The organism is Streptomyces sp. NPDC037054, assembly GCF_055606745.1.
Genome location: NZ_JBVJSJ010000004.1, coordinates 538,309 through 559,526, shown reverse-complemented (window position 1 = coordinate 559,526; position 21,218 = coordinate 538,309). Strand labels below are relative to the sequence as shown.

The 21,218-nt window shown below is 71.5% G+C and carries 20 protein-coding genes and 1 pseudogene; 9 read left to right on the top strand and 12 right to left on the bottom strand.

Annotated features, from left to right (window positions below; genetic code table 11):
- Positions 1 to 579: 579 nt before the first annotated feature.
- Positions 580 to 1,230 carry a DNA-3-methyladenine glycosylase gene (locus ACZ7D7_RS13450; RefSeq protein ID WP_470824244.1) on the bottom strand — a complete coding sequence of 217 codons (651 nt, stop codon included), beginning with the start codon at positions 1,228 to 1,230 and terminating at the stop codon, positions 580 to 582.
- Positions 1,231 to 1,360: 130 nt separating this feature from the next.
- Here ACZ7D7_RS13450 and ACZ7D7_RS13445 point away from each other — a divergent pair, with 130 nt between their 5' ends.
- From ACZ7D7_RS13445 to ACZ7D7_RS13435, 3 genes are all read left to right on the top strand, one after another.
- Positions 1,361 to 2,143, top strand: a complete 783-nt coding sequence (locus tag ACZ7D7_RS13445) for a sporulation protein (RefSeq protein WP_470824243.1) — start codon at positions 1,361 to 1,363, stop codon at positions 2,141 to 2,143.
- Between the two features lie 40 nt (positions 2,144 to 2,183).
- Positions 2,184 to 2,723, top strand: coding sequence for a YbhB/YbcL family Raf kinase inhibitor-like protein (locus ACZ7D7_RS13440; RefSeq protein WP_470824242.1), 540 nt, complete (start codon positions 2,184 to 2,186; stop codon positions 2,721 to 2,723).
- A gap of 199 nt (positions 2,724 to 2,922) precedes the next feature.
- Positions 2,923 to 3,429, top strand: a complete 507-nt coding sequence (locus tag ACZ7D7_RS13435) for an HNH endonuclease (RefSeq protein ID WP_470824241.1) — start codon at positions 2,923 to 2,925, stop codon at positions 3,427 to 3,429.
- Positions 3,430 to 3,505: 76 nt separating this feature from the next.
- Here ACZ7D7_RS13435 and ACZ7D7_RS13430 read toward each other — a convergent pair whose 3' ends face one another.
- The 3 genes and pseudogenes from ACZ7D7_RS13430 to ACZ7D7_RS13420 form a co-directional block, all read right to left on the bottom strand.
- Positions 3,506 to 4,468: an SPFH domain-containing protein gene (locus tag ACZ7D7_RS13430; RefSeq protein ID WP_470824240.1), complete on the bottom strand. Its 963-nt coding sequence runs from the start codon at positions 4,466 to 4,468 to the stop codon at positions 3,506 to 3,508.
- 140 nt (positions 4,469 to 4,608) lie between these two features.
- Complete coding sequence (locus ACZ7D7_RS13425) at positions 4,609 to 5,040, bottom strand: NfeD family protein (RefSeq protein ID WP_470824239.1); 432 nt, start codon at positions 5,038 to 5,040, stop codon at positions 4,609 to 4,611.
- A 374-nt stretch (positions 5,041 to 5,414) separates the two neighbouring features.
- Positions 5,415 to 5,945: pseudogene (locus tag ACZ7D7_RS13420) on the bottom strand (ABC transporter ATP-binding protein); the annotation flags it as partial.
- A 150-nt stretch (positions 5,946 to 6,095) separates the two neighbouring features.
- Between ACZ7D7_RS13420 and ACZ7D7_RS13415 the strand changes: the two are divergent.
- Positions 6,096 to 6,884, top strand: a complete 789-nt coding sequence (locus ACZ7D7_RS13415) for a hypothetical protein (RefSeq protein ID WP_470824238.1) — start codon at positions 6,096 to 6,098, stop codon at positions 6,882 to 6,884.
- Between the two features lie 89 nt (positions 6,885 to 6,973).
- On the opposite strand, the gene ACZ7D7_RS13410 is transcribed toward ACZ7D7_RS13415, so the two are convergent.
- The 3 genes from ACZ7D7_RS13410 to ACZ7D7_RS13400 form a co-directional block, all read right to left on the bottom strand.
- Positions 6,974 to 7,219, bottom strand: a complete 246-nt coding sequence (locus tag ACZ7D7_RS13410; protein ID WP_470824237.1) for a chaplin — start codon at positions 7,217 to 7,219, stop codon at positions 6,974 to 6,976.
- A gap of 147 nt (positions 7,220 to 7,366) precedes the next feature.
- The gene (locus ACZ7D7_RS13405) at positions 7,367 to 8,008 is read right to left on the bottom strand and encodes a response regulator (RefSeq protein ID WP_470824235.1); all 642 of its coding nucleotides are present in this window, start codon (positions 8,006 to 8,008) and stop codon (positions 7,367 to 7,369) included.
- The gene (locus tag ACZ7D7_RS13400; RefSeq protein WP_470824234.1) at positions 8,001 to 9,146 is read right to left on the bottom strand and encodes a GAF domain-containing sensor histidine kinase; all 1,146 of its coding nucleotides are present in this window, start codon (positions 9,144 to 9,146) and stop codon (positions 8,001 to 8,003) included. Before ACZ7D7_RS13400 ends, ACZ7D7_RS13405 begins: the two co-directional genes overlap by 8 nt.
- 382 nt (positions 9,147 to 9,528) lie before the next feature.
- Here ACZ7D7_RS13400 and ACZ7D7_RS13395 point away from each other — a divergent pair, with 382 nt between their 5' ends.
- From ACZ7D7_RS13395 to ACZ7D7_RS13385, 3 genes are all read left to right on the top strand, one after another.
- The gene (locus ACZ7D7_RS13395) at positions 9,529 to 10,227 is read left to right on the top strand and encodes an SDR family NAD(P)-dependent oxidoreductase (protein WP_470824233.1); all 699 of its coding nucleotides are present in this window, start codon (positions 9,529 to 9,531) and stop codon (positions 10,225 to 10,227) included.
- Between the two features lie 20 nt (positions 10,228 to 10,247).
- Positions 10,248 to 11,378 carry an S-adenosylmethionine:tRNA ribosyltransferase-isomerase gene (locus tag ACZ7D7_RS13390; RefSeq protein ID WP_470824267.1) on the top strand — a complete coding sequence of 377 codons (1,131 nt, stop codon included), beginning with the start codon at positions 10,248 to 10,250 and terminating at the stop codon, positions 11,376 to 11,378.
- Between the two features lie 306 nt (positions 11,379 to 11,684).
- The gene (locus ACZ7D7_RS13385; RefSeq protein WP_470824232.1) at positions 11,685 to 12,428 is read left to right on the top strand and encodes a transglycosylase SLT domain-containing protein; all 744 of its coding nucleotides are present in this window, start codon (positions 11,685 to 11,687) and stop codon (positions 12,426 to 12,428) included.
- Positions 12,429 to 12,511: 83 nt separating this feature from the next.
- Here ACZ7D7_RS13385 and ACZ7D7_RS13380 read toward each other — a convergent pair whose 3' ends face one another.
- Positions 12,512 to 15,067: an ABC transporter ATP-binding protein/permease gene (locus tag ACZ7D7_RS13380; protein ID WP_470824231.1), complete on the bottom strand. Its 2,556-nt coding sequence runs from the start codon at positions 15,065 to 15,067 to the stop codon at positions 12,512 to 12,514.
- A 238-nt stretch (positions 15,068 to 15,305) separates the two neighbouring features.
- Here ACZ7D7_RS13380 and ACZ7D7_RS13375 point away from each other — a divergent pair, with 238 nt between their 5' ends.
- Together ACZ7D7_RS13375 and serB are read left to right on the top strand one after the other, a co-directional pair.
- Positions 15,306 to 17,234: a streptophobe family protein gene (locus ACZ7D7_RS13375; protein ID WP_470824230.1), complete on the top strand. Its 1,929-nt coding sequence runs from the start codon at positions 15,306 to 15,308 to the stop codon at positions 17,232 to 17,234.
- Between the two features lie 142 nt (positions 17,235 to 17,376).
- Entirely contained in the window at positions 17,377 to 18,585 is a 1,209-nt protein-coding gene (gene serB, locus ACZ7D7_RS13370; RefSeq protein ID WP_470824229.1) for a phosphoserine phosphatase SerB, read from the top strand.
- 120 nt (positions 18,586 to 18,705) lie between these two features.
- Here the strand turns inward: serB and ACZ7D7_RS13365 are convergent, their stop codons facing one another.
- From ACZ7D7_RS13365 to ACZ7D7_RS13350, 4 genes are all read right to left on the bottom strand, one after another.
- Positions 18,706 to 19,224, bottom strand: coding sequence for a SixA phosphatase family protein (locus ACZ7D7_RS13365; RefSeq protein ID WP_470824228.1), 519 nt, complete (start codon positions 19,222 to 19,224; stop codon positions 18,706 to 18,708).
- A gap of 87 nt (positions 19,225 to 19,311) precedes the next feature.
- Positions 19,312 to 19,518 carry a hypothetical protein gene (locus tag ACZ7D7_RS13360; protein ID WP_470824226.1) on the bottom strand — a complete coding sequence of 69 codons (207 nt, stop codon included), beginning with the start codon at positions 19,516 to 19,518 and terminating at the stop codon, positions 19,312 to 19,314.
- A gap of 188 nt (positions 19,519 to 19,706) precedes the next feature.
- Positions 19,707 to 19,823, bottom strand: a complete 117-nt coding sequence (locus ACZ7D7_RS13355) for an SGM_5486 family transporter-associated protein (RefSeq protein ID WP_279547026.1) — start codon at positions 19,821 to 19,823, stop codon at positions 19,707 to 19,709.
- A 57-nt stretch (positions 19,824 to 19,880) separates the two neighbouring features.
- Positions 19,881 to 21,176: a CynX/NimT family MFS transporter gene (locus ACZ7D7_RS13350; RefSeq protein ID WP_470824225.1), complete on the bottom strand. Its 1,296-nt coding sequence runs from the start codon at positions 21,174 to 21,176 to the stop codon at positions 19,881 to 19,883.
- Positions 21,177 to 21,218: the final 42 nt, after the last annotated feature.

Genomic DNA, 21,218 nt, shown 5'->3' with positions numbered 1-21,218 from the left:
GCATGTGTTAAGCACGCCGCCAGCGTTCGTCCTGAGCCAGGATCAAACTCTCCGTGAATGTTTACCGGTAATCCGGTGACACATCACGAGAGCGGTGCGAGGAAAGGAATAATCTCCTCGCACACAGCGTCCTCGCTGTGTTTTTTCAAAGGAACCTCAACCCGATCGAACCGATCAGGTCGGGGTATCAACATATCTGGCGTTGACTTTTGGCACGCTGTTGAGTTCTCAAGGAACGGACGCTTCCTTTGTACTCACCCTCTCGGGCTTTCCTCCGGGCGCTTCCCTTCGGTCTTGCGTTTCCGACTCTATCAGATCCTTTTCGATCCGATTCCCTGTCGGCGGGAAGTCGTTCGGCCTTCTCGCTTTCGCTCGTCGGCCTTTCGACATTCACTACGTTAGCCGATCCTCCGCCCAACTCATAATCGAGTCCGCGGGCTTGAATTCGGGCATGCGTGCACGCCGAATTCGACCCCGCTGAGGGGTGATCGTAGGTAGTGGGTTGGCCGCTCCGGCTGCAGGCGATCGCCGTACCCGGTTCAGCGGCTCGGACTACATTACGCACCTCGTGCGCCCGGGTCAACTTCGGCGGCGCCTCGGCACATGGGCCCGGTAGGGGCTCACCGTCGGATCGTCGGCGATCCAGTAACGCCACGGATGGACATCGCCGTTGCCGCCGTCGCCGGCCACACCGGTGCGCGGGCCGTTGCGTACCTGGTCGGACGGCACGGGCGTGCCGGTCAGGACGCGCAGCGGGGTGTCTCCGGCGGCGCAGGCGTCGGTGCCGTCGAGGGACCGGTCGACGTCCAGCGCGGTGGCCAGGCGTGCCGGACCTTTGGCCAGTTCCTTGTCATTGCGGGCCGAGAGTCGACGTTTGCGGGCCCACTCGACGCCCTCGACGATCTCGCCGGCGCGCAGCAGGACCGCGCTCGCCCTGCCCTCGGGTCCGCACACCAGGTTCATGCAGTGCCACATGCCGTAGGTGAAGTAGACGTACACGTGTCCGGGCGGGCCGAACATCACGTCGTTCCGGGGCGTGCGTCCGCGGTAGGCGTGGGAGCCGGGGTCGTTGGGACCGTCGTAGGCCTCGACCTCGGTCAGGCGGAGGGCGATCGGGCCGTCCGGCGTGCTGCGCACCAGGACGCGCCCCAGGAGATCGGGGGCCACCTCGAGGACGGGGCGGTCGAAGAACTCTCTGGGCAGGGGCGTACGGTCGGGGCTCGCGATCATGCCCTCCGAGGGTACTGGAGGCGGGTGGCGCGGAACCGGCCGACGCCGGATCGCGTTTGTAGGGATCAGAGGATCTCGGTTCACGGACAACACGTGCCGGGCCGTGGGGCCCGTCTGGAAAGGAAGAGACATGGCGTTCAAGAAGCTGCTCGCGAGCCTGGGGGCCGGCGGGGCTTCCGTCGAGACGGTGCTGAACGAGGTCAACGTCGTTCCGGGCGGTGTCGTCCAGGGTGAGGTGCGGATCCAGGGCGGGTCCGTGAACCAGCAGATCGAGGGGCTGTCCGTCGGCCTTCAGGCGAAGGTCGAGGTGGAGAGCGGCGACGAGGAGTACAAGCAGAACATCGAGTTCACGAAGCAGCGGCTCGGCGGCGCCTTCGAGCTCCAGGCGAACGCGGTGCACGCGGTGCCGTTCGGGCTGGAGATCCCGTGGGAGACGCCGATCACGACGATCGACGGCCAGGCGCTGCGCGGGATGAACATCGGCGTGACGACGGAGCTGGAGATCGCCCGGGCCGTGGACTCCGGCGACCTGGACGCGATCAACGTGCACCCGCTGCCGGCGCAGAAGGCGATCCTGGACGCGTTCATCCAGCTGGGCTTCCGCTTCAAGAACGCGGACATGGAGCGCGGCCACATCCGCGGTACGCGGCAGAAGCTGCCGTTCTACCAGGAGATCGAGTTCTTCCCGCCGCAGCAGTACCGCGGGCTGAACCAGATCGAGCTGAGCTTCGTCGCCGACGCGACCGCGATGGACGTCGTGCTGGAGATGGACAAGAAGCCGGGCCTGTTCAGCGAGGGCAGCGACACGTTCCGCTCGTTCCAGGTCGGGCTGAACGACTATCAGGGGACCGACTGGGCGGCGTACCTCAACCAGTGGCTGTCCGAGGTCGGCAGCAAGCGCAACTGGTTCTAGGCTCGGTACTCACTGAACGCACCGATCAGGAGGTACCGAGGTGACCGAGCTCAAGAGGCGGCCGCTCCCCCACGACTTCCATCCGCCCGTACCGTCGTTCACGGTGGCGAGTGAGGACGTCGAGGAGGGCGCGACCCTCAAGGACGCTCAGGTCTACGCGGCCGGCAACACTTCGCCGCATCTGCGGTGGGAGGGCTTCCCGCCGGAGACCAAGAGCTTCGCCGTGACGTGTTACGACCCGGACGCCCCGACGGGCAGCGGGTTCTGGCACTGGGTCGTGTTCGACATCCCGGCCTCCGTGACGGAGTTGCCGGCGGGTGCGGGCAGCGGCAAGTTCGAGGGTCTGCCCGAGGGCGCGGTGCAGGCGCGCAACGACTACGGGACGAAGGACTTCGGCGGTGCCGCGCCGCCCGCCGGGGACGGTCCGCACCGGTACGTGTTCACGGTGTACGCCGTGGACCAGGAGAAGCTCGGTCCCGACGCGGACGCGACGCCCGCGTTCGTCGGCTTCAACCTGCGGTTCCACACGCTCGCCCGCGCCCAGCTGATCGGTGAGTACGAGGTGCCCGCCGAAGGCTGAGCAATCCCGGCGTTCACGGAACGTTTGCCCGCCCCTGGTCTTGGAAGTGATCAGGGGCGGGCATTTTTGTTGCCGGGGGGCCACGAGAGTTCAGCCCTCGCGGAGCGGCAGATATTGCGTTGTCCATCTCGGCGTGCCCGGCCAGAGTTGGTCCCAGCCCGCCAGGGGGTGGGCCGGTGCACACGGGAGGTGGGCTGGTATGCGGGACACGCTGGTACTCAACGCGAGCTTCGAGCCGTTGTCGACGGTGACGCTGAACCGCGCCGTCGTTCTGGTGCTCCAGGACAAGGCCGTCGTCGAGCAGGCCCACCCCGAGCTGCGTATGCGGGGAGCCGCGGTCGACATACCGGCGCCCCGCGTCATACGGCTGTGCCAGTACGTACGGGTGCCGTTCCGAAGACGGGCTCCGTGGTCGAGGCGGGGTGTCCTGGTGAGGGACCGGCACAGGTGCGCGTACTGCGGCCGGCGGGCGACGACCGTGGACCACGTGGTGCCGCGGTCGCAGGGTGGTCAGGACACGTGGCTGAACACGGTGGCGTCGTGCGCGGAGGACAACCACCGCAAGGCGAACCGGACGCCGGAGCAGGCGGGGATGCCGCTGCTCAGGGAGCCGTTCGAGCCGACGCCCGCCGACGCGATGCTGCTGGCGCTGGCCCGGGACGACTTCGACGCGCTGCCGGACTGGCTGGCCCAGCCGGCCGCCTAGCCCGTAGCCGCACATGCCGACGGGGGCGCACCTCTCACCAGAGGTGCGCCCCCGTCGGTGCGTGCCGGGTGCGCCGTCAGTCGATCGACGGCTTCTCGCGGCGTTCCTGGGCCGGGACTCCGGCTCCGCCGTTGCCGCCGTTGCCGCTGCCCGAACCTCCGCCCAGGCCGCCGAAGTTGCCCATGGCGCCGGACAGGCCCTTGAGGGCGTCGCCGATCTCGCTGGGGACGATCCAGAGCTTGTTGGCGTCGCCCTCGGCGATCTTCGGGAGCATCTGGAGGTACTGGTAGGAGAGCAGCTTCTGGTCCGGGTCGCCCGCGTGGATCGCCTCGAAGACCGTGCGGACGGCCTGGGCCTCGCCCTCGGCGCGCAGGGCTGCCGCCTTGGCCTCACCCTCGGCACGCAGGATCTGGGACTGCTTCTCGCCCTCGGCGCGCAGGATCTCGGACTGCCTGACGCCCTCGGCCTGGAGGATCGCGGCGCGCTTGTCGCGGTCGGCGCGCATCTGCTTCTCCATCGAGTCCTGGATGGAGGTGGGCGGCTCGATCGCCTTCAGTTCGACGCGGTTGACGCGGATGCCCCACTTGCCGGTGGCCTCGTCGAGGACGCCGCGCAGGGCCGCGTTGATCTCCTCGCGGGAGGTCAGGGTCCGCTCCAGGTCCATGCCGCCGATGATGTTGCGCAGCGTGGTGACGGTGAGCTGCTCGATCGCCTGGATGTAGCTGGCGACCTCGTAGGTGGCGGCCCGGGCGTCGGTGACCTGGTAGTAGATGACGGTGTCGATGTTGACGACCAGGTTGTCCTGGGTGATCACCGGCTGGGGCGGGAAGGGGACGACCTGTTCACGAAGGTCGATGCGGTTGCGGATGGTGTCGATGAACGGGACGACGATGTTGAGGCCCGCGTTGAGCGTGCGGGTGTAGCGGCCGAAGCGCTCCACGATGGCGGCGCTTGCCTGTGGGATGACCTGGATCGTCTTGATCAGGGCGATGAAGACCAACACCACCAGAATGATCAGGACGATGATGACCGGTTCCATCGACGTTCCCCGTACCCTTCTCCGCCTCGGCGCTCATGGAAGATCCGAAGATCCTACGGCTGTTGTAGATCTTGCTGGTCGAGTCTGACAGACCGTCGTGTGTCGCGTGGGGCGTTCGGCGCAGTCTGCGTCGCGCGGGGTCACATGATGATCGCCGTGGCCCCCTCGATGTCCACGACGTCCACTTCCTGTCCGACTTCGTAGGCGGTTCCGGTGTCGAGGGCGCGGGCCGACCAGACTTCCCCGGCGAGCTTGATGCGGCCGCCGCTCGCGTCGACGCGTTCCAGCACGACGGCTGTCCTGCCTTTCAACGCGTCCACTCCGGTGGCGAGTTCGGGTCGCCCGGTGCGATGTCGCTTGGCGATGGGCCGTACCACCGCGATGAGGGCGGTCGAGACGATGACGAAGGTCACGACCTGGGCGACGGCGCCGCCGCCGAAGAGGCCGGAGACCGTCGCCGCCGCGACGGCGCCCACCGCGAGCATGCCGAGTTCGGGCATGGCGGTGACCACCAGCGCGATGCCGAGCACTGCCGCTCCGACCAGCCACCACACCCATGCGTCGATGTCCACGTGGTCATGGTAGGACCGGGGACCCGGTCCCCGACAGGGCGCCGATCAGTTCAACGTGCTTGTGCGTACCGGTTCTTGGGTTTTCACGAGTGCTGGTTCCCGGGTTTTCAGGACAGCGGCAGGCCCTGCGCGGTCCAGCGGTCGCCGACCTGTTCCACGACGAGGGGCAGGCCGAAGCACAGGGAGAGGTTGCGCGAGGTGAGTTCGAGTTCGAGCGGTCCGGCGGCGAGGACCTTGCCCTGGCGGATCATCAGGACGTGGGTGAAACCGGGGGCGATCTCCTCGACGTGGTGCGTGACCATGATCATCGAGGGGGCGATGGGGTCGCGGGCGAGGCGGCCGAGGCGGCGCACGAGGTCCTCGCGTCCGCCGAGGTCGAGACCGGCGGCGGGCTCGTCGAGCAGGAGCAGCTCGGGGTCGGTCATCAGGGCGCGGGCGATGAGGGTGCGCTTGCGCTCGCCCTCGGAGAGGGTGCCGAACTTGCGGTCCACGTACTCGGACATGCCGAGGCGGTCGAGGAAGGCGCGGGCGCGCCGCTCGTCGATCTCCTCGTAGTCCTCCTGCCAGTGCGCGGTCATGCCGTACGCGGCGGTCAGCACGGTCTGCAGGACGGTCTGGCGCTTGGGGAGCTTGTCGGCCATGGCGATGCCGGCCATGCCGATGCGGGGGCGCAGTTCGAAGACGTCGGTGCCGGGCGTGCCGAGGGTTTCGCCGAGGATGGTGGCAGTGCCGGTGCTGGGGTAGAGGTAGCTGGAGGCGACGTTCAGGAGGGTGGTCTTGCCGGCGCCGTTGGGGCCGAGGATGACCCAGCGTTCCCCTTCCTTGACCGACCAGGAGACCTGGTCCACCAGAGCCCGGCCCTCGCGGACCACGGATACGTCCTGAAGCTCCAGAACATCGCTCATGAGCGCGTTGTCTCCCCTTGCAGTGTGGCCGGTCTCGGCTGTCGCGGTCGCCTGTGGCTCGGTCGCCGCGCCGGTGGGCGCAGCCCTCTAGGAAATCTACGCCACCGGTCGGCGCCTCCAATCCATCGGTCCTGTCCTTAGGGTGGGGGCATGCTCTCGGAACCACGCTCTGGACGACTGGCCTCGTGGGGAAACGCCCTTTTGGCCGGACTTGTCTCTCCGGATGACGCCGTGCTCGCGATCGTCGGCGAGGACGCCGTGCACCGGGTGGAAGGACTGCCGGGTGAGTCCGCGCCGGTCGGGCTGACGCTCGCGCTGGGGCGGCTGCGGACGCTCGGCGTGACCGCGCTGCGGGTGGCGCTGCCCGCGCCGGGGCATCCGCTGGGGTTGAGCGGGCCGCCGGAGTTCAACGCGCGGGCGCTGGAGGCGGAGGAGGCCGTGGTCTGTCACGGCGCGGCCTTCGGCCTGGTGCCCGAGGTGTACGAGGCGGGGCCCGACGGTGATGTGCATGTCGAGGTCGTGTGGCACTGCCTGCCGGTGCGGGAGGCGCCGCCCGCCGACGTGCCGTCGCTCGGGGAGGCGGAGCGGGAACTGGCGGAGGCGCTGCGGGAGGCGACCGAGGTGTTGTCGCGGCTGGACGTGGCCGGGTCGGGGCCGGTGGCGGAGGCGGCGGTGGACGCGTACCGGGCGCGGGCCGAGGCGGGCCGTGAGGTGCTGGCGCCGGGGTATCCGCCGCGGGCGGTGCGGGTGCTGGAGTTGGCGCAGCGGGTGGGGCTGCTGATTTCCGTGGCGTACGAGAACGGGCACGGCGGGGCGGTGAGCGCGTCGGAGATGGCGCGCCGTGCGGAGGCGTTGCGGCCGGTGGAGCGGACGGCTCGGCGGGCGCAGGTCGCGGCGTACAACTCCGTTGTGGAGGAGCGGGAGCGGGGGTTGCGGTGACCGCCGGTCACTGGTTCCCGACGCGGGATGCGCCCACCCGGCGTTGACGGGGTGCCGCCCGCGGGCACCCCGTCGCGGTCAGCCGCGTCTCAGTGGTTCAGGCCGAGGTTGCCGAAGGCCGGGTTCAGGGCGCCGATGACGGTCACGGCGTTGCCCACCGCGTTGACCGGGATGTGGACCGGGGCCTGGATCAGGTTGCCGGAGCCGACGCCCGGGGAGGCGACGGCCGTGCCGTCGGCGTGGGCGCCGCCGGTGGCGGAGGCCACGCCGGCGCCTGCGGCGATCAGGCCGCCCGCCATCATCGTCGCGGCCACGGCCTTCTTCAGGTTCTTCACTTTCTGAGCCCTCCTGGCGATTCGCCGCGGCAGTCGCCGCGGTACGCACTGGAGAACGGCCGGGGCGCGCGGAGGATGCGCCATATGGGGGACATTCCCACGACGGTATGAATCTCAGCCCGGACGGGAACCTTCCGGGACCGTCCGTCAGCCGGCGAGGCCGTGCCGTACCGCCCACAGGGCGGCCTGGGTGCGGTCCGCGAGGTCGAGTTTCATCAGGATGTTCGACACGTGGGTCTTCACCGTCTTCTCGGAGAGGACGAGGGCGCGGGCGATCTCCCGGTTGGAGCGGCCGTCCGCGATCAGGCCGAGTACCTCGCGCTCCCGTTCCGTTAGTGAACCGCCCCTGCCCTGTGCGGAGTTGCCGTCCTCCTGGGAGAGCAGGGCGCCTGCGACCTCGGGCTGGAGCAGGATGTGGCCCGCGTGCACGGAGCGGATGGCGCCGGCCAGGGCGTCCGGGTCGACGTCCTTGTAGACGTATCCGGCGGCGCCGGCGCGCAGGGCCGGGACCACCGTGCGCTGTTCGGTGAAGCTGGTGACGATCAGCACGCGCGCGGGGTTGCCGAGTTCGTGCAGGCGCCGCAGCGCGTCGACGCCGTCCATGACCGGCATCTTGACGTCCATGAGGATGACGTCGGGCTTGAGTTCGTCGGCGCGGGCGACTCCCTCGGCGCCGTCGGCGGCCTCGCCGACGACCTCGATGTCGTCCTGCACTTCGAGGAAGGTGCGCAGGCCCCGGCGTACGACCTGGTGGTCGTCGACGAGCAGCACCTTGATTGCGTCACCCACCGGGGACCTCCATCTCGATCGTGGTGCCCTTGCCGGGTATCGATTCCACCGTGAGGCTGCCGCCCACGCCACTGGCGCGGTCGCGCATGGAGACCAGTCCCAGGTGGCGCCCCGCGCGGCGCACCGAGCGCGGGTCGAAGCCGCCGCCGTCGTCCGTGACGCGCAGGACCGCGCCGGCGCCGACCCGGTCCAGGGTCACGTCGACGTGGTCGGCCCCGGAGTGCCGCAGCGCGTTGTGCAGGGCTTCCTGGGCGACCCTGAGCAGGGCCTCCTCCTGGGCGGACGGGAGGGCCCGTACGCCGTGGCTCGTGAAGGTCACGCGCGCGGTGTGGGCGCGGTCGAGGACCTGGATCTGGGTGCGGAGGGTGGCGACGAGGCCGTCGTCGTCGAGGGCCGCGGGGCGCAACTCCACGACGGCCGCGCGCAGTTCGTCGGCGGCTTCGGCGGCGAGCGCGGTCACCTGCTGCAACTCGCCCTTGGCGCGGGCCGGGTCTCGGTCGACGAGGGCGGCGGCGGCCTGGGCGGTCAGGCGCAGGGAGAACAGCTTCTGGCTGACCGCGTCGTGCAGTTCGTGGGCGAGGCGGGAGCGTTCCTCGGCGATGGTGAGTTCGCGGCTGCGCTCGTAGAGCCGGGCGTTGGTGAGGGCGATCGCCGCGTGCTGGGCGAGGATGCCGAGCAGTTCCTCGTCCTCCTCGGTGAAGCCGCAACCGCCTTGTGGTCTGGGGCAGTTCTTGTTCGCGAGGAACAGGGCGCCGAGGACCTCGTCGCCGTCGCGGATGGGCAGGCCGAGGAAGTCGGCCAGGTCGGGGTGGGCGGCGGGCCAGCCTTCGAAGCGGGGGTCCTGGCGGACGTCGGCGAGGCGCTCGGGGCGGGCCTCGTGGAGCATCGCGGCGAGGATGCCGTGCTGGCGGGGCAGCGGGCCGATGGCCTTCCACTGTTCGTCGCTGACTCCGTCGACCACGAACTGCGCGAACCCGCCGTGGTCGTCGGGGACGCCCAGTGCGGCGTACTGCGCGTCGAGCAGCTCGCGGGCGGAGGCGACGATCGTCTTGAGGACGTCGCGCACCTCGAGGTGCCTGCTCATGGCCAGCAGCGCGGAACTCACCGCTGCGAGGCCGGACCGGGGGCGGTGGCTCATGTCCTCACGGTACCGGCGGGCGGTGGGGGTGCGGATCGGGCGGGCGGCGGCCGTGACCGGGGCCGTGGTCCTAGGTCCGAGGTCCCCGTTCGGGCCGGGTGGCGCAGGTCCGGCGGGCGGGGGGCGTAGGCGGAGGGCCGGGGGGCGTAGGCCCGGCGGGCGGAGGGGCGTAGGCGCAGGGCCGGGGGGCATAGGCCGGGGCCGGGGGCCGGCGGTGGCGTAGGCCGGGGGCCGGGTGACGTAGGCCGGGGGGCCGGGGGCGGTGGCGTAGGGCGAAGGGCCCCGGGGGGATGCGTCCGGGGGCCGAGGCGGTGGGGCCGGGGCCGTTCATAGGTTGGGGGCACGCCGATGGGCGGTGGGGACGACGAGGGGACGGACTGTCATGCCGGTTGCGATCATCACGGGCGGCTCGAAGGGGCTGGGGTTCGCGCTCGCCGAGGCGCTGGCCGGGCGGGGCTGGGACCTGGTGCTGGACGCGCGGGACGCCGTCCCGCTGGCGGAGGCGGCCGGGCTGGTGTCCGCGCGCGGCACGCGGGTGACGGCGCTGCCCGGGGACGTCACGGACGCCGGGCACCGCGCGGACCTGGTGGCGGCGGCGTGGCGGCTGGGCGGGGTGGACCTGCTGGTGCACAACGCGAGCGCGCTGGGCGCCGAGCCGCTGGTGGAGCTGGAGGAGCTGCCGCTGGAGGGGCTGCGCCGGGCGCTGGAGGTGAACGTGGTGGCGGCGCTGGGTCTGGTCCAGGAGGCGCTGCCGCTGCTGCGGGCCTCCCGGGCGGGCACGGTGATCGCGGTCAGTTCGGACGCGGCGGCCGAGGCGTACGGGACGTGGGGTGGTTACGGGGCGTCCAAGGCGGCCCTGGACCAGCTCGCGGCCGTTCTCGCCGTGGAGGAGCCGGGGCTGCGGGTGTGGGCGGTGGATCCCGGGGACATGGCGACGGATCTGTACACGGCGGCCGTACCGGACGACGACGGTACGCGGCCCGATCCGGCGGATGTGGCGCCGGCCTTCCTGCGGCTGCTGGACGAGCGGCAGGCTAGCGGGCGGTATGCCGCCCCGGCGCTGCTGGAGGGCGGGCGGTGACGCGGGGCACGGGGGCCGGCGTGCGGGAACCGGCGCGGGGCACGAGGGCCGGTGTGCCGGCGCGGGCGTGGCGGGTGCCGGCGGAGTTGTCGGCGCGGGTGCCGGCCGAGCAGCGGAGTCCCGGGCGGGACCGGGACGCCGTACGGCTGCTGGTGTCGCGCGGGACGGACGTGTCGCACCACGCCTTCGCGGAGCTGCCGTCGCTGCTGCGGGCCGGTGATCTGCTCGTGGTCAACACGTCGGCCACGCTGGCCGCCGCTGTCGACGGGCGGCTCGGGCACGCGCGCGTGGTGGTGCACTTCTCGGCGCTCGGGGACGACGGCCGCTGGGCGGTGGAGCTGCGGGATCCCGACGGAAGGGGAACCACGCGCGCGCGTGCGGGCGGGCCCGCGGGGACAGAGGTGGGGCTGCCCGGCGGGGTGCGGCTGGTGCTGGTCGAGCCGCTGGGCGCGGGGAGCGACCGGTTGTGGTGGGCGTCGGCGTCGGGTCCGGGGGTGCCCGGGATGCTGCGGGAGCACGGGCGGCCCATCCGCTACTCCTACACGGAACGGGATCAGCCGCTGTCGGTGTACCAGACGGTGTTCGCGCTGCCCTCGCCCGACGGGCTGGGGAGCGCGGAGATGCCGAGTGCGGCGCGGCCGTTCACGGCACGGGTGGTGGCGGAGCTGGTGAGCCGGGGCGTGCAGTTCGCGCCGGTCACGCTGCACACGGGGGTGGCCTCGGCGGAGGCGCACGAGCCGCCGTATCCGGAGCGGTTCGCGGTGCCGGAGGCGTCGGCGCGGGTGGTCAACGCGGTGCGGGCGGGCGACGGGCGGGTGATCGCGGTGGGGACGACGGCCGTGCGGGCCCTGGAGTCGGCGGCCGGCGCCGACGGGGTCGTACGGGCGCGGTCCGGGTGGACGGATCTGGTGGTGACCCCGGAGCGGGGGGTGCGTGCGGTGGACGGGCTGCTGACGGGCCTGCACGAGCCGGAGGCCTCGCATCTGCTGATGCTGGAGGCGGTCGCGGGGCGGGCGGCGGTGGAGCGCGGATACGAGGAGGCCCTGCGCGGGCGCTACCTGTGGCACGAGTTCGGGGACGTGCATCTCGTACTGCCGCGCACGGGCGGGAAGTTTGCTTACGCAGAGCAGTGCACGACCGACAGTCGGTGAGGCCGGAGGGCGGGCGGTGTGAGCCCGGGCATAGGGCGCAGGTCACGTACGAAGGTCAATAGGAGTGAAACACCCCCAAGTCACACCACATGAGCGGGGCAGACTGTCCGGTCTGCCCCGTTTTACCCTTTCTTGATCCACTACCGGGCTTCGTACGTCACACCTTTGCCACCGGATTTTGCGGCCGCTAACAATGGCTCACGTCGCTCAGCGCCGCGGGTCCCACCGCGGCGTTTGTGCCGGAAGCACCAATGTCCCCACCGGACGACGAGCGACCTCCGCGCTATCCGAAGAGGTCCAATCGCCATGCCCAAGATCAGCCTGAACCGTGGTCCCAGTCGTGCCCTGAACCGCAAGCACAAGATCGCTGTTGCCGGTGCCGCCACCCTCGGCGCCTCCGCCCTGGCCTTCTCGGCCGTGCCCAGCAACGCGTCCACGACGACCACGACCGAGGCCGTGTCCGCAGCTCCGGTGAAGTACAGCTCCGAGCGCATCACGGACGTCAAGACCAGCGTCACCGACCAGCTCGCCGATGCGAACCTCAAGGTCGAGGCCATCGAGGCGAAGAAGAAGGCGGCCGCCGAGGCCGCCGCGAAGCAGAAGGCGGAAGCCGCGAAGAAGGCCGCCGCCGCCAAGAAGGCCGCCGCCGCCAAGAAGGCCGCCGAGGAGCGCAAGGCCAAGGAGGCCGCCAGCCGCTCCGCGCAGCGCGCCCCCGTCAAGAAGACCTACGCGAACAACCTCGACGGCTGGATCCGTGAGGCCCTCGACATCATGAAGAAGAAGGGCATCCCGGGCTCCTACCACGGCCTGCACAAGAACATCATCCGCGAGTCGTCCGGCAACCCGAAGGCCATCAACCTCTGGGACATCAACGCCCAGAACGGCATCCCGTCCAAGGGTCTGCTCCAGGTGATCCCGCCGACGTTCGAGGCGTACCACGTCTCCGGCACCCCGAAGGACATCTGGAACCCGGTCTCCAACATCACGGCCGCCGCCAACTACGCGGCCGACCGTTACGGCTCGATCGACAACGTCAACAGCGCGTACTGAGGTCGGCGCGGACCTCTCCACGTGAACGCCGAAGGGCGGCACCCTCCTGACGGGGTGCCGCCCTTCGGGCGTGACGGACGCGGTTACTTCCGCATGACCTCGGGCTCGTGGCGGCGCAGGAAGCGCGCCACGAAGAAGCCGCAGACCACACCGAGCGCGATCAGGGCGACCATGTCCATGCCCCAGGCGCCGACCGTGTGCTCCCACAGCGGGTCGTCGCTCTCGCCCTTGGCCGGCGGACTGATGTTGTTGAAGTCGAGCGTGGCACCCGCGGCGGCGACCGCCCAGCGCGACGGCATCAGGTACGAGAGCTCGTTCACACCGACCGAGTTGGCCAGGGGGAACAGGCAGCCGGTGAAGACGACCTGGACGATCGCGAACATCACCAGCAGCGGCATGGTCTTCTCGGCGGTCTTCACCAGGGCCGAGATGATCAGGCCGAACATCATGGCCGTGAAGCCCAGTGCCATGATCGGAATGCACAGCTCCAGCAGGGTCTGGCTGCCGAGGATCAGGCCCTCGTCCGGAATGGTGCGGCTGGAGAAGCCGATCACGCCGACCATCAGGCCCTGGACCATGGTGATCAGGCCGAGCACGAACACCTTGGACATCAGGTACGCGGACCGGGACAGGCCGGTCGCGCGCTCCCGCTCGTAGATGACGCGTTCCTTGATCAGCTCACGGACGGAGTTGGCGGCACCCGCGAAACAGGCGCCCACGGCGAGGATCAGCAGGACGGTCAGGGCCGTGCCGTTGGCGATCGGCCTGCCGGTGTTCGGGTTGATCTGCGTGTTGACCAGGAGGTCCTTGCCGGAGTCGATGAGCAGGCTCACCGAGCCGAGGACGAGCGGCAGGATGATCGACAGGGCCAGGAAGCCCTTGTCGGACACGATCACCGACACGTAGCGGCGCACCAGCGTGACGAACTGCGACATCCAGCCCTGCGGCTTCGGCGGCCGCATCGCCTGCATCGGCGGCATCTGTACGGACTGCGGGGCGACGGCGTCGATGTCCGCGGCGTACATCTGGTAGTGCTGCGAGCCCTTCCAGCGGCCCGCCCAGTCGTAGTCACGGTAGTTCTCGAAGGCGGAGAAGACGTCGGCCCAGGTGTCGTAGCCGAAGAAGTTCAGCGCCTCCTCGGGCGGGCCGAAGTAGGCGACCGAACCGCCCGGCGCCATCACCAGCAGCTTGTCGCAGATCGCCAGCTCGGCGACCGAGTGCGTGACGACGAGGACCGTGCGGCCGTCGTCGGCGAGGCCGCGCAGCAGCTGCATGACGTCGCGGTCCATGCCCGGGTCGAGGCCGGACGTCGGCTCGTCGAGGAAGATCAGCGACGGCTTGGTGAGCAGCTCCAGGGCCACCGAGACACGCTTGCGCTGGCCACCGGAGAGGGAGGTGACCTTCTTCTCCTTGTGGATGTCGAGCTTCAGCTCGCGCAGCACCTCGTCGATGCGGGCGTCGCGCTCCGCGGCCGTGGTGTCGGCCGGGAAGCGCAGCTTGGCCGCGTACTTCAGGGCCTTCTTGACGGTCAGCTCCTTGTGCAGGATGTCGTCCTGCGGGACCAGACCGATGCGCTGGCGCAGCTCGGCGAACTGCTTGTAGAGGTTCCGGTTGTCGTAGAGAACCTCGCCCTGGTCGGCCGGGCGGTAGCCGGTGAGCGCCTTGAGCAGCGTCGACTTGCCGGAACCGGACGGTCCGATGACCGCGATCAGCGACTTCTCCGGGACGCCGAAGGAGACGTCCTTGAGGATCTGCTTGCCGCCGTCGACCGTGACGGTCAGGTGGCGCGCGGAGAAGGACACCTCACCGGTGTCGACGAACTCCTCGAGGCGGTCGCCGACGATCCGGAACGTCGAGTGGCCGACGCCGACGATGTCGGTCGGGCCGAGCAACTGCGAGCCGCCCTTGGCGATCGGCTGGCCGTTGACGTACGTGCCGTTGTGCGAGCCCAGGTCGCGGATCTCCATGCGGCCGTCGGGCGTCGAGTGGAACTCGGCGTGGTTCCGCGAGACCTGGAGGTCGGAGACGACCAGGTCGTTCTCCAGGGCACGGCCGATGCGCATCACGCGGCCGAGGGCGAACTGGTGGAACGTGGTCGGGCTGCGGTCGCCGTAGACCGGTGGCGCCCCCGCGCCACCACCGGGGCCCTGCTGGTGCGGAACGTTCGCGACCGGCTGCTGGGGCTGCTGCTGCCAGCCGGCGCCCGGGGCCTGGTGCTGCGGGGCCTGCTGCTGCGGCGGCGCCTGCTGCGGCCAGCCGGGGTTCGCGCCCTGCGCCGCGTACGGCTGCTGAGGGGCCTGCTGGTGGGCCTGCTGGTGGGGCTGTGCCTGCGGCGTCGCGACGGCGGCGGAACCCGACAGGGTCACCCGCGGTCCGTCGGTCGCGTTGCCGAGGTTCACGACCGTGCCCGGGCCGACCTCCAGGTGCTGGATCCGCTGCCCCTGCACGAAGGTGCCGTTGGTGCTGCCGTGGTCCTCGATGACCCAACTACGGCCGGTGAAACTGACCGTGGCGTGCCGCCAGGAGACCCTGGCGTCGTCGAACACGACGTCTCCCTGCGGATCACGTCCGAGCGTGTAAGACCTGGACGGATCGAGCGTCCAGGTCCGTCCATTGAATTCCAGTACGAGTTCCGGCACTCCATGCCCCACTGAGTTGTCCCCCGAATTACCCCCGTCGCGGGGAGTCTAGGGATGTCGAACATCGGGGGGAACTATTTCAGGCTCCGGCCCCTGACCGAAAGTCGGGCCTTGTGAAGACCCCGCGAGGCCGCGTCGTCCGTCCCCGTTGACGGGGTGGAAACCGGGCCGGACAGTGGTATTCCTCGCGAGGGGGACATGCGCGGCAACCGTCGCGCCGCGGATCGGGGGGTCTGCCATGAGCTCTGCGCTGCGCAGCGGAACCGCGCGGCACGGCACGCGCGTGCCGTGGATCGACGTCCTGGTGTCCGCGGCGGCCGCCGCGAGCTGGGCGCTGATCGGGATGACGGGCGTCGCCGCGCTCGGCCTGCGGCTGCTGGACGCGGACGCCACCGCGCGGCTCGGGCCGATGACCGCGGCGGTGGTGGCGCTCGGCGCGGGCGGTTCGGTCACGACGTCCGGCGAGATGTCCGCGTTCGGGCTCGACGGCACCGTGACGCACACCGCCGTCCGGATCACGCCACTCGGCGTGAGCCTGACCGGCGCGCTGCTGCTGTCGTACTTCTTCCTACGCTCCCTGCGCGCGGCGGGGGTTGTGGTCTCACCGGCCGAACTCCTGGCCCGCGCGGGATCGGTGGCCGCGATGTTCGTGGCGATGCTGGGCGTGCCGGCGTGGGCGGGTCACGACGTCGTCGTGATCGACGGCGGCTCACTGGTCCCGGACGACCTGCCCGGCGGAGGGCCGGAGATCCCCGGGCTCGGCGACATCGCGGGCATCGGTGGGGTGGGGGACGCGGGCGGTGGGCTGTCGGACCGGGTCGGCGACCTCGTGGACGCGCGGATGTCGGTCGGCTTCACGGTCGACACGGGAGCGACGCTGCTCGGTGGCCTGATCTGGTCGGTCGGCGTCCTGCTCGTCGCCCTGCTCGCCTCGCGCCGCACTCCCCTGCCACGCGGGTGGGGCGCCGTCCACCGGGTGGTACGGCCCGCCGCGTCCGCTCTCGCCGCGGTGCTGCTCGTCGCGGTGGCGGCGGGGCTCGCGGCGGCCGGGTACGCGGCGGCCGGCGACGACCACCCCCGGCGGATCGCGGGCGCCGCGCTGCTGGGCGCGCCGAACGGGGCGTGGCTCGGGGTGCCGGTCGGCCTGTTCGTGCCCTGGGACGGCGAGGCGTCCGGCGCACCGTCCCCTTTCCTGCCCGCCCCGCTCGACGACCTCCTGACCGGCTCCGACCGGCCCGTCGCCCTGGCCCGGCTGGCCGAGCTGGACGGCAGGGTCTGGCTGCTGGGTGTGGGCGCGGGACTGCTGATGCTGCTGGCGGGCGTACTGACGGCGATACGGACGCCGGGTCCGGCGCGCCCACCGGGGGACCGTGGGCTTGCGCTGCGCGGCGGGGGTGGGGATGGGGGCGGTGGCGCCGGGCGCGGGGGCGGGCTCGCTGGGCTGGGGCACGGGAGCGGCGAGCGCGGGAGCGGGATGGGTGAGCGGGGGCGCGGAGCCGACGGGGTCGTTGGGCCTCGGCGTCGGGTCCTCGGATTCGTCGGGTGGTGTGTCGTGCGGCTCGGGGTGGTGACGGCGGTGACGCTGCCGCTGCTGGTGTGGCTCACGGGTGTGTCCGTGGGCGCCTCGGTGTCCGTGCTCGGCGTCGAGGCGCTGGGCGCGGGCGTCGAGTTGCACGGTCGCCTCGGTCCGGCGGCGCTGCTCGGGGCGGCGTGGGGCGCGGGCGCCGGTGCCGCCGGGGCGCTGCTGGCGTGGGTGTCCGGATCGGCGGGGAGGCGGGCGGCGCCACTGGCACTGAGTGACGTGGCCGGCGCGGAGGGTGAGGAGGCGGAGGTCGACTACCCGCTGTACGCCGGCCCGACCGGGCGGTTCGGCCCCTACGCGCCCAGCACGCCGCACCGGCCGCCGAACCCGGCGACGAATCCTTACCTGCGGCTGCCGGGCGCCGGAGGGACGGGTGCGGACGGAAGCGCGACGCGGGACGCGGTCGACCCCGGCGCCGACGATCTCTACGGGGCGCCGACCGTGGCGCGGCCCTTGGGGCCACCTCCCAGGGGCCCCCGGCAATCGCCGGGAGCGGGGCGGGTCAGGCGTCCTCCCAGGTGGGGCGACGGGCCGCCGCCTCCCCCGCCCCCGCCACCACCGCGCAGGCCGAACGGCGGGCGGTGACCCGGCCGTCGGGCGCGAGTTCCCGGCGCACCGGCAAGCTCACGGCAAGTCCCCGGCAACCCACCGGACACGGACTGTTCCGTGTCCGGCTGGCGGACCTCGCGGGCGTGAGGCACTGGGTGCCGGATACGGTGGAAGCACCATGAGCGCATCGCAGACCTCCGACGTCCCCACGCTCCTTGTCAAGATCTTCGGCAAGGACAGGCCGGGCATCACGGCCGGCCTCTTCGACACCCTCGCCGCCTACTCCGTCGACGTGGTCGACATCGAGCAGGTCGTCACGCGGGGCCGGATCGTGCTGTGCGCGCTCGTGACGGAGCCGCCCCAGGGCCTGGAGGGCGAGCTGCGGGCGACCATTCACAGTTGGGCGGAGTCGCTGAAGCTGCAGGCGGAGATCATCTCCGGCCTCGGCGACAACCGTCCGCGTGGCCTCGGCCGCTCCCTGGTCACCGTGCTCGGCCACCCGCTCACCGCGGAGGCGACGGCCGCGATCGCCGCCCGCATCACCAGGACCGGCGGCAACATCGACCGTATTTTCCGGCTCGCCAAGTACCCCGTGACGGCCGTGGAGTTCGCGGTGTCCGGCGTCGAGACCGAGCCGCTGCGCACCGCCCTGGTGACGGACGCGGCGGCGCTCGGCGTGGACGTGGCGGTCGTCGCCGCGGGCCTGCACCGGCGCGCGCAGCGGCTGGTCGTCATGGACGTGGACTCGACGCTCATCCAGGACGAGGTGATCGAGCTCTTCGCGGCGCACGCGGGCTGCGAGGACAAGGTCGCCGAGGTGACGGCGGCGGCGATGCGCGGCGAGCTGGACTTCGAGCAGTCGCTGCACGCGCGCGTGGCGCTCCTGGAGGGTCTGGACGCGTCGGTGGTGGACAAGGTGCGCAGCGAGGTGCGGCTGACGCCGGGCGCGCGCACGCTGATCCGTACGCTGAAGCGCCTCGGCTACCAAGTCGGTGTCGTGTCCGGCGGGTTCACGCAGGTCACCGACGACCTGAAGGAGCGCCTGGGGCTGGACTTCGCCCAGGCGAACACGCTGGAGATCGTCGACGGCAGGCTGACGGGCAAGGTCACCGGCGAGATCGTGGACCGGGCGGGCAAGGCGCGGCTGCTGCGCCGGTTCGCGGCGGAGGCGGGCGTACCGCTGTCGCAGACGGTGGCGATCGGTGACGGGGCCAACGACCTGGACATGCTGAACGCGGCAGGTCTGGGCGTCGCCTTCAACGCGAAGCCGGTGGTGCGGGAGGCCGCGCACACGGCGGTGAACGTGCCGTTCCTGGACACCGTGCTGTATCTGCTCGGCGTGACCCGCGAAGAGGTCGAGGCGGCGGACACCCACGAAGCGCGCTGACCCCTTGCGTACGTGACGGGCCCGGCACCCTCGGGGTGCCGGGCCCACGTCGTGCCTGGTCGTGCCTGGTCGTGCCTCGGGTTCGCCTCGGGGCACGGGGTCGCCCCTGAGGAGGGGCTACTACTCCGTGGGCGCCCAGTAGTCGACCAGTGTGGCGGCGCCGGGCTCCACGGACTTCCAGGTCCCGGTGAAGGTCAGGACGGCGAACGCGGCGGCCGGGAAGCCGCGGCGGACCATCCGGTCGCGGGCGTCGCCGTCGGCCGAGCCGGCCAGGACGTCGGCGAGGCCGTGGATGCCGGGGTTGTGGCCGATCAGCAGGACGTTGCGCGCGTCGTCGGGGGTCTCGTTGAGCACGGTGATGAGCTCACCGGGCGAGGCCTCGTAGATCCGCTCCTCGTACACGGTCTTCGGTCGGTGTTCGAACTCGTGTACGGCGAGCTTCCAGGTCTCGCGGGTCCGGGTCGCGGTGGAGCACAGGGCCAGGTCGAAGGGGATGCCGGTGTCGGCCAGCTTGCGTCCGGCGAACGCGGCGTCCATGCGCCCCCGCTCGGCGAGCGGTCGCTCGTGGTCGGTCACCTGTGGCCAGTCGGCTTTCGCATGCCGGAAAAGGACAATCCTGCGGGGTTCTGCGACGCTCATGCGTCCCAGCTTCGCACGAAACAGGCCATGAGGCGCAGGGAGTTGACGGCGCTCTCCGACACCGGTCGGCGCGTGACGGGCGCGCGGTCAGCCCATGATCAGATGCCGCAGGTGTGCGAGCACCTGCGTGATCGCCGGGTCGCCCGCCGCCGCGTGGGCGTCGGACGGGTGCAGTATCAGGGCGAGCAGGGCGACGAAGGTCAGCGTGGGCAGGGCAAGGGCCCACCAGGGCAGCCTGCTGTCGGCGCCGCCCCGGGAAGCCGGGTGGGGCCGGGTGTGCGTGGGGGCCGACATGGGTGCCTCCGCAGGTCTCCGGGACGCGTGGTCCGCGCCGCGTGGTCCGCCGTGCGCGGCCACGTCTCGAAGCTACGGAATCCGCCGCCGTCAACCCATCCGGAGATCCACCCACTTGACCCTGACCCTGGCCCCCTAGGGGATGGTGGGGGCAGCCCCACCACGGGCCGGGCCGGCGGGGCGCGCGGTCAGGGCGCCGCGATGGACGCGACGACGCCGATGATCACGAAGATGGCGAAGAAGGCCCCGAAGACGAGCAGCATCTTCTTCTGGCCGTTGCGGGGGTTCGGGTCGAGCACTGGCATGCGTCAAGTCTCGCACCCCGGCGGCCCGGCCCCGCCACGGGGTGCGCGCCCGCGCGGTCAGCGGGCCGCCTCCTCCTCGACCGTGCGGTCGCGGCCCGCCAGGACGCCCACCAGCATCTGCGGGATCATCAGGGCGGTCATGAGCGCGAGGGGCAGTCCCCAGCCGCCGCTGTGCTGGTAGAGCACGCCGACCAGCAGCGGGCCCGGGATGGAGAGCAGGTAGCCGGTGCTCTGCGCGAAGGCCGACAGCTGGCCGACACCCCCGCCGGTCCTGGCCCGCATGCCGACCATGGTGAGCGCGAGCGGGAAGGCGCAGTTCGAGACGCCGAGCAGCAGGGCCCAGGCCAGGGCGCCCTCGGCCGGGGCGAAGTACAGGCCGGCGTATCCGGCGAGGCCGCAGAAGCCGAGCGCGAGGACGATCGGGCCCTGGCTGGGCAGCCGGGTCGCCAGGCGCGGGATGACGAAGGCCAGCGGCACGCCCATCACCATGGTGACGGCGAGCAGGAGTCCGGCGGTGCCGGCGGGCACACCCGCGTCCCGGAAGATCTGCGCCATCCAGCCCATGGTGATGTAGGCGGCGGTGGCCTGGAGCCCGAAGAACACGGCGAGCGCCCAGGCGGTGCGGCTGCGGGTGATGCGCAGCGCGGGCCGCTCCTCGCCCGTGCCGTGCGCCGCGGCGGACCGCTCGGCGTGCGGCACGGCCCGGTCCCGTACGAAGCCGAGCCACGGCAGGACGGCCGCGGCGGCCAGCGCGGACCAGACGGCGAGGCCGGACTGCCAGTTCCCGCCCAGGGCACCGGTGACGGGCACGGTCGCCGCGGCGGCGACGGACGTGCCGAAGGCGAGGGCCATCGAGTACACGCCGGTCATGGAGCCGACGCGGTCGGGGAACCAGCGCTTGACGATGACCGGCATGAGGACGTTGCTGACGGCGATGCCCATGAGGGCGAGGGCGCTGGCGGCCAGGAAGGCGGGCGTGCTGCCCGCGTAGGGCCGGATCAGCAGACCGGCGGCGATGGCGGCCATGCCGGCGCAGACCACCGCGCCGGGGCCGAAGCGGCGGGCGAGACGCGGGGCGGTGACGCCGAAGACGGCGAAGCAGAGCGGGGGCACGGAGGTGAGCAGCCCGGCCACGCTGCCGCTCATGCCGAGCCCGTCGCGTACCTCTTCGAGGAGGGCGCCGAGGCTGGTGATGGCCGGGCGGAGGTTCAGCGCGGCCAGGACGATGCCGACGACGAGCAGACGCACGGTCCACGCGCGCGTGGCGGCGGACGTGGGGGCCGGTATCGGGGCGTTCGTCGTGGACTCCGCTGTCCGGGTTCGGGTTTCCTCGCTAGCCATGGGGACCATCATAGAATCATGGGATGATTGGTTGTCCATGGTCCGGCGGTCCGC

Excerpts from the sequence above, each read along its gene's own strand:
- ACZ7D7_RS13430 (WP_470824240.1), bottom strand. The coding sequence starts at position 4,468 with ATGGAACCGGTCATCATCGTCCTGATCATTCTGGTGGTGTTGGTCTTC.
- ACZ7D7_RS13375 (WP_470824230.1), top strand. The coding sequence starts at position 15,306 with ATGAGCTCTGCGCTGCGCAGCGGAACCGCGCGGCACGGCACGCGCGTG.
- ACZ7D7_RS13415 (WP_470824238.1), top strand. The coding sequence starts at position 6,096 with ATGCTCTCGGAACCACGCTCTGGACGACTGGCCTCGTGGGGAAACGCC.
- ACZ7D7_RS13355 (WP_279547026.1), bottom strand. The coding sequence starts at position 19,823 with ATGCCAGTGCTCGACCCGAACCCCCGCAACGGCCAGAAGAAGATGCTG.
- ACZ7D7_RS13435 (WP_470824241.1), top strand. The coding sequence starts at position 2,923 with ATGCGGGACACGCTGGTACTCAACGCGAGCTTCGAGCCGTTGTCGACG.
- serB (WP_470824229.1), top strand. The coding sequence starts at position 17,377 with ATGAGCGCATCGCAGACCTCCGACGTCCCCACGCTCCTTGTCAAGATC.
- ACZ7D7_RS13365 (WP_470824228.1), bottom strand. The coding sequence starts at position 19,224 with ATGAGCGTCGCAGAACCCCGCAGGATTGTCCTTTTCCGGCATGCGAAA.
- ACZ7D7_RS13350 (WP_470824225.1), bottom strand. The coding sequence starts at position 21,176 with ATGATGGTCCCCATGGCTAGCGAGGAAACCCGAACCCGGACAGCGGAG.
- ACZ7D7_RS13400 (WP_470824234.1), bottom strand. The coding sequence starts at position 9,146 with ATGAGCCACCGCCCCCGGTCCGGCCTCGCAGCGGTGAGTTCCGCGCTG.
- ACZ7D7_RS13450 (WP_470824244.1), bottom strand. The coding sequence starts at position 1,230 with ATGATCGCGAGCCCCGACCGTACGCCCCTGCCCAGAGAGTTCTTCGAC.
- ACZ7D7_RS13395 (WP_470824233.1), top strand. The coding sequence starts at position 9,529 with ATGCCGGTTGCGATCATCACGGGCGGCTCGAAGGGGCTGGGGTTCGCG.
- ACZ7D7_RS13445 (WP_470824243.1), top strand. The coding sequence starts at position 1,361 with ATGGCGTTCAAGAAGCTGCTCGCGAGCCTGGGGGCCGGCGGGGCTTCC.
- ACZ7D7_RS13385 (WP_470824232.1), top strand. The coding sequence starts at position 11,685 with ATGCCCAAGATCAGCCTGAACCGTGGTCCCAGTCGTGCCCTGAACCGC.
- ACZ7D7_RS13360 (WP_470824226.1), bottom strand. The coding sequence starts at position 19,518 with ATGTCGGCCCCCACGCACACCCGGCCCCACCCGGCTTCCCGGGGCGGC.